At 62.0% G+C, this 13005-nt stretch carries 16 protein-coding genes; 9 read left to right on the forward strand and 7 right to left on the reverse strand.

What is annotated here, in order from left to right; genetic code table 11:
- Positions 1-86: 86 nt before the first annotated feature.
- Positions 87-1682 (forward strand): glutamine-hydrolyzing GMP synthase, encoded by a 1596-nt coding sequence (guaA, locus tag ACSQ84_RS05190; protein ID WP_436210544.1) that lies wholly within the window; start codon positions 87-89, stop codon positions 1680-1682.
- Positions 1673-2137: an HNH endonuclease gene (locus ACSQ84_RS05195; protein WP_436210545.1), complete on the forward strand. Its 465-nt coding sequence runs from the start codon at positions 1673-1675 to the stop codon at positions 2135-2137. The genes guaA and ACSQ84_RS05195 overlap by 10 nt, the downstream gene beginning before the upstream one ends.
- Positions 2138-2375: 238 nt before the next feature.
- Here the strand turns inward: ACSQ84_RS05195 and ACSQ84_RS05200 are convergent, their stop codons facing one another.
- A complete protein-coding gene (locus ACSQ84_RS05200) occupies positions 2376-3275 on the reverse strand; it encodes an HNH endonuclease (RefSeq protein WP_436210546.1) in 900 nt (299 codons plus the stop codon).
- 201 nt (positions 3276-3476) lie between these two features.
- Here ACSQ84_RS05200 and ACSQ84_RS05205 point away from each other — a divergent pair, with 201 nt between their 5' ends.
- Entirely contained in the window at positions 3477-4736 is a 1260-nt protein-coding gene (locus ACSQ84_RS05205) for a serine hydrolase domain-containing protein (protein WP_436210547.1), read from the forward strand.
- A gap of 400 nt (positions 4737-5136) precedes the next feature.
- On the opposite strand, the gene ACSQ84_RS05210 is transcribed toward ACSQ84_RS05205, so the two are convergent.
- Positions 5137-6012: a LysR substrate-binding domain-containing protein gene (locus ACSQ84_RS05210; RefSeq protein WP_436210548.1), complete on the reverse strand. Its 876-nt coding sequence runs from the start codon at positions 6010-6012 to the stop codon at positions 5137-5139.
- A 96-nt stretch (positions 6013-6108) separates the two neighbouring features.
- Here ACSQ84_RS05210 and ACSQ84_RS05215 point away from each other — a divergent pair, with 96 nt between their 5' ends.
- The 6 genes from ACSQ84_RS05215 (at position 6109) to ACSQ84_RS05240 (ending at position 9786) form a co-directional block, all read left to right on the forward strand.
- The gene (locus ACSQ84_RS05215) at positions 6109-7170 is read left to right on the forward strand and encodes an alkene reductase (protein ID WP_436210549.1); all 1062 of its coding nucleotides are present in this window, start codon (positions 6109-6111) and stop codon (positions 7168-7170) included.
- Positions 7171-7384: 214 nt separating this feature from the next.
- Positions 7385-7627, forward strand: a complete 243-nt coding sequence (locus tag ACSQ84_RS05220; RefSeq protein WP_436210550.1) for a type II toxin-antitoxin system Phd/YefM family antitoxin — start codon at positions 7385-7387, stop codon at positions 7625-7627.
- A 6-nt stretch (positions 7628-7633) separates the two neighbouring features.
- Positions 7634-8071: a type II toxin-antitoxin system VapC family toxin gene (locus ACSQ84_RS05225; RefSeq protein WP_436210551.1), complete on the forward strand. Its 438-nt coding sequence runs from the start codon at positions 7634-7636 to the stop codon at positions 8069-8071.
- 160 nt (positions 8072-8231) lie between these two features.
- On the forward strand, positions 8232-8588 hold the full coding sequence (locus tag ACSQ84_RS05230) for a YciI family protein (protein ID WP_436210552.1): 357 nt from the start codon (positions 8232-8234) through the stop codon (positions 8586-8588).
- A 72-nt stretch (positions 8589-8660) separates the two neighbouring features.
- Entirely contained in the window at positions 8661-9101 is a 441-nt protein-coding gene (locus ACSQ84_RS05235) for a VOC family protein (RefSeq protein ID WP_436210553.1), read from the forward strand.
- A gap of 148 nt (positions 9102-9249) precedes the next feature.
- The gene (locus tag ACSQ84_RS05240) at positions 9250-9786 is read left to right on the forward strand and encodes a dihydrofolate reductase family protein (protein ID WP_436211185.1); all 537 of its coding nucleotides are present in this window, start codon (positions 9250-9252) and stop codon (positions 9784-9786) included.
- A gap of 43 nt (positions 9787-9829) precedes the next feature.
- On the opposite strand, the gene ACSQ84_RS05245 is transcribed toward ACSQ84_RS05240, so the two are convergent.
- From ACSQ84_RS05245 to ACSQ84_RS05265, 5 genes are all read right to left on the reverse strand, one after another.
- On the reverse strand, positions 9830-10159 hold the full coding sequence (locus ACSQ84_RS05245; protein WP_436210554.1) for a hypothetical protein: 330 nt from the start codon (positions 10157-10159) through the stop codon (positions 9830-9832).
- A gap of 290 nt (positions 10160-10449) precedes the next feature.
- Positions 10450-11103, reverse strand: coding sequence for a glutathione S-transferase family protein (locus ACSQ84_RS05250; protein WP_436210555.1), 654 nt, complete (start codon positions 11101-11103; stop codon positions 10450-10452).
- Entirely contained in the window at positions 11100-11552 is a 453-nt protein-coding gene (locus ACSQ84_RS05255; RefSeq protein WP_436210556.1) for an SRPBCC family protein, read from the reverse strand. The genes ACSQ84_RS05250 and ACSQ84_RS05255 overlap by 4 nt, the downstream gene beginning before the upstream one ends.
- Positions 11549-11863: a metalloregulator ArsR/SmtB family transcription factor gene (locus tag ACSQ84_RS05260; RefSeq protein WP_436210557.1), complete on the reverse strand. Its 315-nt coding sequence runs from the start codon at positions 11861-11863 to the stop codon at positions 11549-11551. Before ACSQ84_RS05260 ends, ACSQ84_RS05255 begins: the two co-directional genes overlap by 4 nt.
- A gap of 403 nt (positions 11864-12266) precedes the next feature.
- Positions 12267-12839, reverse strand: a complete 573-nt coding sequence (locus ACSQ84_RS05265) for a TetR/AcrR family transcriptional regulator (protein ID WP_436210558.1) — start codon at positions 12837-12839, stop codon at positions 12267-12269.
- Positions 12840-13005: the final 166 nt, after the last annotated feature.

Consider the following 13005-nt stretch of genomic DNA (forward strand, 5'->3'; position numbering starts at 1 on the left):
CCCTCTTTTGTCCACGCCCACATAAGAATGTGCCTCCCCACTATCGCACAGTTGCGAGGTCGCCCCCCGTCGCGTAATTGCTGTCCATGACAGCAGCACAGCCCGCAGCAGAGTCGACGCCTTCAGTGGCCTCGGCGCATGACAAGATTCTGATCGTCGATTTCGGCAGTCAGGTGACGCAACTGATCGCCCGCCGCGTGCGCGAGGAGGGCGTCTATTCCGAGATCGTGCCGTTCCAGAAGGCGGAGCAAGCCTTCAAGGAGATGAAGCCGAAAGCGGTGATCCTCTCCGGCGGTCCGGAATCGGTGCATGAAGCCGGCTCGCCGCGCGCGCCGCAACTGATCTTCGATTCGGGCGTTCCCGTGCTCGGCATCTGCTACGGCCAGATGACCATGGCCGCCCAGCTCGGCGGCGAGGTCGAGGGCGGCCACCACCGCGAATTCGGCCGCGCCGATGTTGAGGTCAAGGCGCCAAGCCAGCTGTTCGAGACCACCTGGAACATGGGCGAAAAGCACCAGGTCTGGATGAGCCATGGCGACCGCATCACCAAGATGCCGCCGGGCTTTTCGGTCGCGGGCGTCAGCGCCAACGCGCCGTTCGCGGTCATCCAGGACGAGACGCGCAAGTATTACGGCCTGATGTTCCACCCCGAAGTGGTGCACACGCCCGACGGCGCCAAACTCATCCGCAATTTCGTCAGGAAAGTTTCCGGCCTCACCGGCGACTGGACCATGCGCGCGTTCCGCGAGGAGGCGATCGAGAAGATCCGCGCGCAGGTCGGCAAGGGCAGGGTGATCTGCGGCCTGTCCGGCGGCGTCGACTCGGCGGTCGCCGCAGTGCTGATCCACGAGGCGATCGGCGACCAGCTCACCTGCGTGTTCGTCGATCACGGCATGCTGCGGCTCGACGAAGCCAAAACCGTCGTCGACCTGTTCCGGCACCACTACAACATCCCGCTGGTGCACGTGGATGCCTCCAAGCAATTCCTCGGCGAACTCGCAGGGGTCACCGACCCCGAAGTGAAGCGCAAGACCATCGGCCGCCTCTTCATCGACGTGTTCGACACTGAGGCGAAAAAGATCGGCGGCGCGGATTTCCTGGCGCAGGGCACGCTCTATCCCGACGTGATCGAGAGCGTTTCCTTCACCGGCGGCCCGTCGGTGACGATCAAGAGCCACCACAATGTCGGCGGCCTTCCTGATCGCATGAACATGAAGCTGGTCGAACCCCTGCGCGAATTGTTCAAGGACGAGGTCCGCGTGCTGGGCCGTGAACTCGGCCTCCCCGAAATCTTCGTCGGCCGCCATCCGTTCCCGGGTCCCGGCCTCGCGATCCGCTGCCCCGGCGACATCACCAAGGAAAAGCTCGACATCCTGCGCAACGCCGACGCCGTCTATATCGATCAAATCCGAAAACACGGCCTCTACGATGCGATCTGGCAGGCCTTTGCCGTGCTGCTGCCGGTGAAAACCGTCGGCGTGATGGGCGACGGCCGCACCTACGAATACGTCGTCGGCCTCCGCGCCGTGACCTCCACCGACGGCATGACGGCGGATTTCTATCCGTTCGAGATGAAGTTTCTGGGCGAGACCGCGACGCGGATCATCAACGAGGTGAAGGGGGTGAACCGGGTGGTGTATGACGTGACGAGCAAGCCGCCGGGGACGATTGAGTGGGAGTAGGGGCGAGAACGCCCTTAGTCGGTCCCCAATTTGCGGACGACCTTCCGTCGAAAGCAGAGATATTTGAGTATTGGAAAGGCCGGCTCCGCGGATTGGGCTGCCGCATTGATTGGGCGGAGCCGGGGTGCTGGGCTTGCGGATTTCGCTACGGCACCAGATACGACGTCAAGGGGTCCCAAGCTGGCTGGGACAAAGTTTTGCGCTGCTGGAATAGTATCCCGCTTCAGCGCTGTCACATTGTTGCTCGCTCGCTAGGTGGCACAAATGATATATCAAACCTTTTCTTGATGTGTCGCGAGTGTCACGATCTTGCGCCTAACACCAGCTTTCCTGAGATATTTTTTGAGTGGGCGAGTGCTCAAAGTTGGGATGCACGTGAGTCCGCCAAGCTCAGCGCGGCATTCGACGCTTTCGGAGTCAGCGGCGTGGCTCTCGAGGATTTTGCTGAAGTGTGATGATCTCGGAGGGATTCAGGTGCTGGGCCTTCACCAGGTTTGGCTTGCACCGGCCACAGTCAAATTACGCTCCAATATCCTGTCGACTTACCCCTGCTACTCATGTGGGACTTGCCGCCTATTATTGGCGCAGCACTCAGATTTCCTAGCGCGTGGGGTGGATCAGCCGACGGCGTCATCCACCGCAGTTTTTCATCGCGACAAACGGGTAGGCCGGCTACCAAGTCGCCCGATGGATCTAAAGTTTGAAGCAGTTTTCGCGATGCCATCGCAAGAAGTGCGGGTGAGGTTGATCGGCTGCGCGGGCGGGCGGCAGAATCCGCCCGGTCTTGTTGATGATGGCACGCACGCCGGTTTCATCGTTTACATGCCGTGAGATCAGTATCTCATGGTCATCGGCGACGCTGATCAGGCCGCGGTCAAACATCCAATGTGCGGTCCCAGACAGGGCAAGACCGTTGCTTACGATATCCGGCCCATTTGCCTCGACCGGCCTGATGTGGGCGGCTTCGACCTCGGCCCGTCCGTGGCCGTTGATCAATTTCAATGAGGTGATTGCACAGCGAGCATCGTAGGCACGCAGGACAACTCTGCGAAAGATACGATCCCTGACAATGCGGGAGGTCAGATAAGCGACGCGACTACGTTCCTGCTCGTATTGGAAAGCAGTCTGCGGCTCCTGCATGCCCGGGTGAGAGGAGGGTGCGTCAGTGCGCGGCAGTAAGGTCGTTTCCTCGGCGAGCCCGAGTTCAGTAATCCGATTGAAGTCAACTGCAGAAATTGGTCGTACGGCGGATTGAGCGCGCCCGGAAATTTTTCCCTGTTCATTCAGTAGACCCCGCTCGAGTAATCCCTTGGCGTCACGGAACGGAACCGGATTGGCGAAATCCAGATAGCTGTTAGGTTCAATGATGGCGATATACATGCCCGATCTACTCGGATCGGGAATGACTTGCTGAACCTTGGCGATTGCAAAATAACCGCGAGACTCCTGCGCTTTTGTTGGCTCGTAGTAGATGATCCAGTCACCGATGCATAGTTCTACGCGTGCAAGATACTGGCTGGGAAACTGGTACTGCTCGGCGGGAGTATCTTCGTAAAGCGAATCCGACCGATGGATGAAGACACCGAATGCCACAGATGGCCCCTTGGGAGTCAACACACCATGCGCGTCGACAAGCGTTACATCCTACGCGGCACGGCTGTTGAGTAAAGCGTTGTTCCGACGATTTTGAGTCTCGTGCACCGCTCGCAACGATGATCTCCCCAGCTCAAATGTAGGATGTCCATCACGCGACACCATGCTACGAATCCGCGTTGTCCTCCGGAGCTAGCCCCGATGTCCGTCGCGCTTGTACCCAGTCAGACCACTCCCACCGCCGCCGAAACCGATCCGCAAACCCTCGGCTGGATGCAGGGCTTCCCGTCGCCGCCCGACAAAACCATCACCTTCCACAACGGCTCCTTCCGCAGCTTCCCCGAATTGCGCTGGGCGTGGAGCAACATCCGCCAACTGGTGCCGACGGTGAACGTCTGGCGCGGGGCAGGGCCTGCGTCGGTGTTGCCGCGCGCGGAGCATGATGTCGGCGCGTCGGCGTCGGTCACCATGGACGGCCGGCCGATGACCTTTGCGGGCATGCTCGAGGAAACCTATGCCGATGGGATCGCGGTGCTGCATCGGGGCAAGCTGATCTACGAGCGCTATTTCGGCGCGCTGAAGCCGCACAAGCCACATATCGCGATGTCGGTGACGAAGTCGTTCACCGGCACGCTTGCCGGCATTCTGGTCGCGGAGGGCAAGATCGATCCGAACGCGCCGATCACGGACTATGTGCCGGAGCTGAAGGCCAGCGCGTTCGGTGACGCGCGGGTGCGCGACGCGATGGATATGACGACGGGCCTCGAATACACCGAAGTTTATACCGACAGGAATTCCGGTGTGTTCGGGTTGCGGCGCGCGAACGGCATGGCGCCGATCGAGCCGGGCTATGAGGGCGCCACCAATATCTTCGATTTCCTGTGCACGCAGAGCAAGCAGGGCGAGCATGGCAAGGCGTTCGCCTACAAGACCGTCAATTCCGACGTGCTCGCCTGGATCATCCGGCGCGCGAGCGGCATGACGCTGTCCGATCTGCTCTCCGAGCGGATCTGGGCGCCGATGGGCGCGGAAGAGGACGCGCATTATCATGTCGACCGCATCGGCACCGAAAGCGGCGGCGGCGGGCTTTCGACGACGCTTCGCGATCTCGCCCGCTTCGGCGAGACGATCCGCAATCACGGCCGCTTCAACGGCCGCCAGATCGTGCCGTCGGAAGTGGTCGAGGACATCGCGCGCGGCGGCGATCCCGAAAAATTCAAGCCGGCCGGCTACACCACGTTGCCCGGCGCCTCCTACCGGAACCAGTGGTGGGTGACGCACAACGCCCACCGCGCCTACATGGCGCGCGGCGTCCACGGCCAGGGCATCTATATCGATCCGAAAGCCGAGATGGTGATCGCGCGCTACGCCTCGCACCCCGCCGCCGGCAACGCCGCCAACGATCCCGTCACGCTGCCGGCCTACATGGCGCTGGCGAAGGATTTGATGGCGGGCGGGTGAGGGGGCCGATCAACTGCACGCGATGTAGCCGTGAGCAGCTTCATGTCTCCGTCATTGCGAGCGCAGCGAAGCAATCCATTTTGCTCCAAGCCGTGCGATGGATTGCTTCGCTGCGCTCGCAATGACGAATAATTGCCGACGACCCATCTCTTCGTCATTCCGGGGCGCGCCTCCTGGCGCGAACCCGGAATCCATCGGGCCTCACGCGCTGCTGCTCAATGGATTCCGGGCTCTCGCTTTGCAAGCCCTCAGATGCGCAATTGCGCATCGGGGAATGACGGCGGAGAGAACTGCGACAACGCAACGGGCAAATCAGTTCTGAGGTTCAAAGTTCACCTGATGTCCCGTATGCTGGGTCAAGTTGCCGCGAGAATGCGGACCCGTATCCCATCCACCATCTTCAAGCTTCCATCAGCCTCGACGACAGAAACTCGATGAAGCGCTGGGTCTTGGCTGGGATCAGGCGAGTTTCGGTGACGGCGTAAATACTGACGGGCGAGCCCTGCCATTCGCGCAGGATGCGTCGGAGCCGGCCGGAGGCCAGATCTTCGGCGACGATCTTTTCGGCGAGCAGGGCGATGCCCTGGTGGTTGACCGCGAGCGCGCGGATCATCCCGACGCTGTTGAGCGTGAAGCGGCCGCGAACGCCGACATCGACCTCGTTCGTTCCCTGGTGCAAGGTCCAGGTCGGGCTCCGCGGCATGCAGATGCATTCATGCTCGGCCAGGTCCGCCGGTGTCGCGGGCTCGCCTCTTGCTGCGATATAGTCAGCAGACGCATAGAGGTGGCGCGAATGCCGCCCGATCAGGCGGGCGATCAGACTGGAATCTTGCAGTTTGCCGATGCGGATCGCCACGTCGAACGGCTCGGCCACCAGATCGACGCGGCGTGGGGTCAGGTCGAATTCGAACGTGATGCCGGGATAGTGCCGCGCGAAATCGGCGATGATCGGTGTGAGGTAGAACGTGGCGAGGTCGACCGGGAGCGAAACCCGCAGCACGCCGCTCGGCTGCTCCAGCATCGCGCCGAGCTGTTCGTGCGCGAGCCGCGCCTCGTCGACGATGCGCTTGCTGCGTTCATAATAGAGCTGGCCGGCCTCGGTAAGCTCGATCTTGCGCGTCGTGCGATGCAGCAGCCGGAGGCCGATCGCCTTCTCCAGTTCGCTGACACGTCGCGACAGCGTGGAGTTTGGCATGGCGAGAGCTTCGGCGGCCTTCCGGAAGCTTCTGGCTTTGGCTACCTCGACGAACAGCGCCATGTCGTTCAAATGGCTCACCGATTGCTCCATAAATGGAAATATGATTTCAATTATGCCGGATTTATCCCGAAATCGGAATGGTGGACAAGGGACTCCAACGAATGGAGAACCCTGATGAATTCGATTTTCACCCCGGTCCGCCTTGGCCGCACCACCCTTCCGAACCGGCTGGTCATGGCGCCGATGACCCGCAGCCGCGCCGCCTTCGACGGCACGCCCGGAGAACTGGCTGCCGAATATTATGCCCAGCGCGCCGGCGTCGGCCTGATCGTCACCGAAGGCACCCAACCCTCGGATGACGGGCAGGGCTATCTCACCACCCCGGGGATCTACACGCCCGCGCACGTCGCCGGCTGGCGGAAGATCACTTCCGCCGTGCACGACAAGGGCGGCCACATCTTCATCCAGCTCATGCATGCGGGACGCATGTCGCATCCCGACAACACGCCGCATCATCGCCAGAGCGTCGCACCGTCCGCGATCGCGCCGGGGACCGGCATGTTCACGGCGATCGGGATGCAGGACATTCCGACGCCGCGCCCACTGACCACCGAAGAGGTGCGCCAGACCGTCGCCGATTTCCGCCACGCCGCCCGCTCGGCAATCGAGGCCGGCGCCGACGGCGTCGAGATTCACGGCGCCAACGCCTACCTGGTCCAGCAGTTCTTCGCGCCGAGCGCCAACACGCGCACGGACCAGTATGGCGGCTCCATCGAGAACCGCGCCCGCTTCGCCGTCGAGGTCGCCGCCGCGATCGCCGAGGAGATCGGCGCGGACCGCACTTCGATTCGCCTGTCCCCCGGCACGACGATATGGGGGATCGACGAAGGCGCCGAAGGGCCGGATCTCTACCGCTATCTCATCGCCGAACTCGACAAGCTCGGGCTCGCCTATGTGCACATCATGCACCAGGGCAGCGAGCCGTTGCTGGCCGATATTCGAAAGCTCTGGCACAAATCGCTGATCCTCAACCGGCCGGGTCGTCCGCGCGACCAGATCGGCGCCGACGTGGCTTCGGGGCTGGTCGATCTGGAAGCCTATGGCCAGATGGTCTTGGCCAATCCGGACTTCGCCGTGCGGCTGAAGGCCAATGCAGCGATGAACGAGGCAGACCACAACACCTACTTCGGTGGCACCGCGCGAGGCTACATCGATTACCCCGCGCTGAGCGCCTAGGGTTCGCGGCCATTCCAGTCGTCGCTCCGCTCCAGCGGGCGGATGCGCCTTGAATGGCCGCCGTTCTCGCGAAGCTGGCGCGTGCCTGGCCGATCCCGGCCTCCGGCGCGCGACCATCGCTTCGGCTTATCGCCTGCGAGGCCATCGTCATTGGCCTTGCAATGAAGAGCACTGAAGCATATATGACTACAGTAGTCATATATGAGGCTCCCTGATGCGCGAAATTCAACTGCGTGACGCCAAGGCAAGTTTGTCTGCGGTCGTGGACGAAGCGATGCGGGGAAAGCCCGCCGTCATTACCCGTCACGGCAAGCGGCAGGCAGTAGTCGTGAGCTATGAGGAATGGGAGCGGTTATCGACCGTTCCGAGCTTCGGCCGTCTGCTGATGGCGGCGCCGTTGACGGCGGAGGATTTGCCCGGCCGCGACAAGTCGCCTTTGCGGAAATCAGGTCTCTGATCTCCGGTGTATCTCGTCGATACCAATGTGATCTCAGCCGCGGCGCCATCCCGACCGGTGCCGCTGGCGCTCGTCGAATGGATGGATGCACATTCTGCTGCGTTGTTCATCTCAGCTGTCACGGTGGCGGAGATCGAGGATGGAATAGCGAAGCTGCGGCGCGAGGGTGCCAAGCGCAAGAGCGCTGATCTGACGGCTTGGCTCGATACGGTGCTGCATCTCTACGCTGATCGCATTCTCAGCTTCGATGCCGCAACTGCCCGGATCGCCGGCGGGCTGTCGGACCGGGCGCGTGGGCGCGGACATTCGCCCGGACTTGCCGACATCATCATTGCCGCAACAGCGCAGCATCGCGGCCTGACAATCCTGTCGCGCAACCTCAGGCATCTCGAACCGTTGGGTGTCGCAGTGGTCGATCCGTTCGTGAAATTGCCGCCGGCGTAAACGACACGCCCGATCCCGCCTTGAAAGGGCCTGACTCTGACAGGGCAGCCGAGGGCCGGCGGCGACGACAGCAGGGCGCGCCGAAAAAAATAATCGCGAGCTGTCGGATTGTGTCGACCCAGCCCGTCCTAGGGCCAGTGCCGCCACGAGGAGACAGACGATGCGGGTGATGGTGTTCGGAAGAGCAGGCAGCGACACTAGCGCGCCCCCCACGCAAGAGGCGTTCGCGGCGATGGACCGGTTCACTGAGGAACTGGTCAAGGCCGGAATCATGGTGGCCGGCGCCGGCCTGCAAAACAACGCCGAGGCCAAGCGCATCACGTCAGATGGTTCGAACAGCACGGTCATCGACGGGCCGTTCGCCGAGACAAGCGAGCTGGTCGCCCGGATTCATGATCTGGCAGGTGAGGGATATGGACGAGGCGGTGGCCTAGGGCGAAGCGCAATCCGATGTTGGGCCCAAGCGGGGTCGAGATCCGTCCGTTCTACGAGGCAGCGGATCTGGCCGAGTATCTGACACCAGAGGAGCTCTCGTCGCCCCGAGACGGGGCGCGAGGCAAGCTCGGCGTCGCCTGACAGGCCGGCCGCGGTGGCGCAGATTGAGGAGAGTCAAAAAATGCCAGAGAACCAGAAGACCTTCCGAAGCGTGGCGACGCGTTTGCCGGCGCAGGATTTGGCGCGGGCGCGGCGTTGGTATGCCGAAAAACTTGGCCTGGAGCCGATCGAGGAGCGTCCCGGCGGACTTCGTTACCGCATCGGGGAGGGCGAATTTTCAATCTTCAGCTCGACCGGCCGTTCGCCCGGAACATTCACGCAGCTCGCCATCACCGTCGACGACATCCACGCCACGGCCGCGCTTTTGCGCAGCCGTGGCGTCGAACTCCTCGACTATGATAGCCCTCCGCTCGTGACCGTCGATGGCATAGCGCGTGTGGAGGGCAACTACCCCAGCAAGGGTATTGCCGAACTGGGGTGCTGGTTTCTCGACAGTGAGGGAAACATGATCGGTATGGGACAATCGCTGACTTAGCGTCCCCGATACAGATACGGGCAACGCAGACCCGCGCGATCGCGCACAGTGCGCAGGGTGGATTGCCGACTTGTCCGCCGTAGCTCGAAGAGCGAAGGCGGAAGACGTAATCCACCACATCTTCTTCTGGAAAGCTGAGAACATCATTATGGCGAAGATCGTATTCGGAATGAACCAATCGCTGGACGGCTACGTCGACCACGACCACAACGAATTCAGGCCAAGCCCCGCGCTGTTTCATCACTGGGTCGAACAAGTGCGCGGCCTGTCGGGCAGCGTGTACGGCCGCCGCATCTACGAGATCATGCGTTATTGGGACGAGGACCATCCCGAGTGGGACGCCGCGCAACACGACTTCGCGGCGGCGTGGCGGAAACAACCGAAATGGGTCGTGTCGCGTTCGCTGAAGTCAGTCGGCCCCAACGCCACGCTCGTCGGGGATGACCTCGAGGCTGCGATACGGGAGCTGAAGGCTCAGCGCGCCGGGGAAATTGACGTCGCCGGACCAGACCTGGCGCGAAGCCTGACCGATCTTGGTCTCATCGATGAGTATCGACTCTACCTACACCCCGTCGTGCTGGGTCGCGGCAAGCCATTCTTCGCCGGCCCGCGGCCGCCGCTGCGCCTTGTGGCCAGCGACCGGATCGGCGAGGACGTGATCAGGCTGACGTATGTTCCCGCTTGATGACGGGATTCGATGACGGGACTTGCCCGCCGATGCGGCGCGTTCATCCGCATCCCCTTTGGATGTCGTTCAGGTCCTGGAAGTTCCAGACCTTGCTGCCCTTTCCGGCAGGCGTGCGCCAGCACTTGCTTACGACGTTGCCTGGTATCGTGATGAAGTTCAATGTGACCTTGACCCTGCGGCGGCAGTGATTGTTGTAATAAACCTTTGTCCTGATGGTGCCATCGCCCCAGGTATAATTGGCGCGTCTTGACGATTGTTCCGAGCAGAAAAATCCTTCGTAGTACGCCGAAGCCGGCGAGCCTTGCAGTAAGCTCGCCGCAATAACGGTGCTGGCAGCGATCGCTGTCCGTCGGGTCGTGTTGATGCGCATGAATTTTCTCCGGCCTCTCGAGGTCGACATTTGCTGATGGATATGTTCCGCGACGACGAGTGCCGTTACCGAACCGGCCATGCGCCGGCAAATTCACCGCCATCAACACATGGCTCATGACCCCCGTAACGTCATGCTGCTGGCAGCGTTCCATGCAGGGCAGGTGCAAGGTTGCTGCATGGGATGATCACTTGCGGTCAGGTTTCCAGAACTCGCAGGTGGATTAGCCGGAGGCGCAAATCCACCACGTCCTGTCATCCAACCGTCTTTATAGGGCGGACCGCGCTTCGCTAATCCGCTCTACGATCCGCCGCAGCAAAATGCGCCATCTGGTCGGCGTATGCCTTCGCGAAGGCCGGTCGGGCCGTGGCGCGCGCGACATAGTCGCGACAAGCGGGATAGTTCGCCAGCCCGTCGAGCCGATCAATAAGGCGCAGCACATCCGCCATCAGGATGTCGGCGACGGAGAAGGTCTGGGCGAGCCATTCGCGTCCCGCCAGGACCGGCTCCATATGTTGGAGTCGGTGAACCCTGAGGAACCCGTCAAAAAGCTTCCAGGCCGCCGTAGTGTCGCGCTCCCCCGTGAACACCAGTATGGACCATGGCAGACTCGCCGCCTCGACTGAATTCAGCGCCGCGAACAGCCATTCCTTAACATCGCTGCGACCGCGCGGATCAGCCGGCATCAGCGCGTTACTCCGCTCGCCGAGATGGAGCAGGATCGCGCCGCTTTCGAAGATCGAGATGTCTCCATCGGTCAACCACGGCACCTGGCCGAAGGGCTGGTGAGCGAAATGCTCGGCATTCCGATCGCGAAATGGCACGCTTTCGACGCGATAGGGCAGGCCTGTCTCCTCCAATGCCCAACGCACACGTATGTCACGTACATAACCGCGCGGCGCTTCGGGAACCCAATCGAAGGTGGTGAGGATCAGGTCACTCATTCGGCAACTCCAAAAAAAACTTCGAGGAAAGCAGGTAGCTTGTCGAGGAGGCCGTTCCAGCCTTGCTCGTGACTCTTGCGCGCCGCTTCGTCCGGAAGATGCTGGTGCAGCAGTGTCAGCTTGGTGCCGCCGTCGAAAGGCTCAAGCAGAAACGTGACCAGCGACACTGGTTCCGGCTTGCCCGGCAAGTCCCACGTGAACACCAGCTTCTTCTCGGGAATCACTTCCTGATAAACCCCGGTGGGATTGTGCTCCTCGCCGTTCAGCAACCGGAACACAACGCTAAATCGACCTCCGGGTCGCACGTCCGCTTCGGCGCGTAGCGTCGGCCCCGCATCAGGACCCCACCACTGCATCATGAGTTTGGGCTGCGTGATCGCCGCCCAAACCCTGGCGGAGGGGGCCTTGATTCTGCGTACAATGGTCACGCTCGGGAGGCTCTTGGTCATCGTTCGCCACCTTCCTCGACGAGCGCAACAAGTCGATCCATGCTTACCGTCCACAAGCGCTCATACCGCTTGAGCCACGCCATGGCCTCCCGCATCGGCCCGACCGAAAGATTGACCGACACGGTGCGCCCGGCTTTTGCCCGTTTGATCAATCCCGCATCGGACAGGACGTCCAGATGCTTCATCATTCCAGGAAGTTTTAGCGAAAACGGCCGAGCCAGCTCGCTCACCGAAAGCCCGGGTTTCTCCTTCAGCCGTAGCAGGACGGCCCGCCGGGTGGGGTCAGCGAGCGCGAAAAACGTGCGGTCCATACGCGATGCTCGATACTTCACCATGTAGCGAAGTATTGCTTTTGTCGCTGGCGGAGTCAACCATCAGGCATCTCCGCTGCGGCCACTAATTGGACGATCACCTCGTGCAGGTCTCAATTGCTACCGAACCGATCACGCCGCGGCGTACTGGATCCCCCGCTTTCGCGGAGGATGACAGCGGAGGTCGCCGAGGGGCAGGGACGGTGCTTCCAATGGTCTTACAAACATGGTGCAGGGCCTCCGACGGTTTCCAGCGCGCCCAGTACGGGAAACCTTTCGCCGCGCTTGGTACAGGCTGACCTTGCCGCCAACGACGGCCTTCAGTTGTACCTCTGCCAATTCACTGTGAACTGGCTCACGGGCAGCATCGACAACGGGCGACAGGCCGTTCGGCCGATCGACGTCATTGCTCGATCTGCAGCAAGCCGGCCGCCAGCTGCCGGAACGCCGCGACCGCCTTGGCAAGCACGGCGTGGGGATCGTCGGCCGCGGCGATCCACAGCGCGGCGCTGAGGGCTGCGCCATTGAGCAGCCGGGCGGCGGCTTCCGGATCCACCGGCCTGACCGTTCCGGCATCGATCAGCGCCTGGATGGTTTGCGTCGTGGTGCGCAGGCACGCATTCTGGCTCGGCCACCGCGACGGATCGCCGAGCACCGCCGGCCCGTCCAGCAGCATGATGCGCTGGATCTCCGGCTCCAGCGCCATCTCGATATAGGCGCTGTATTCGTCGAGAAATCCGAGCCATGCGGTCTTGCCCCGATCTCTTGCAGCGCGCAGCCGGACGACCATTTCAGCATCGATCTGGTCGATCACGGCCTGCAGCAGACCCTTCTTGTCGCCGAAATGATGATAGAGCGCGCCGCGCGTCAGGCCGGCCCTGGCGGTCAGTTCGTCCATCGACGCCGCCGCATAGCCCTGCGCCGCAAACGCCTTGCGGGCGGCTCGGATGAGCTTGGCCCGGGTTTTCTCCACCATCTGCGCACGCCGCTTCGCAACCACCGTGAAACCTCGAAAATACATACGCCGCGTATGCTATTGACATACGGCGCGTATGTACCGATATAGCGGCATACGGGGCGTATATCAATGCTCGACCCTGATGGCTCTGACTGTTTTGGTCCGGCGCAACCTTGTCTGGATG

It is taken from the genome of Bradyrhizobium sp. LjRoot220, assembly GCF_964252915.1.
Lineage (GTDB): Bacteria > Pseudomonadota > Alphaproteobacteria > Rhizobiales > Xanthobacteraceae > Bradyrhizobium.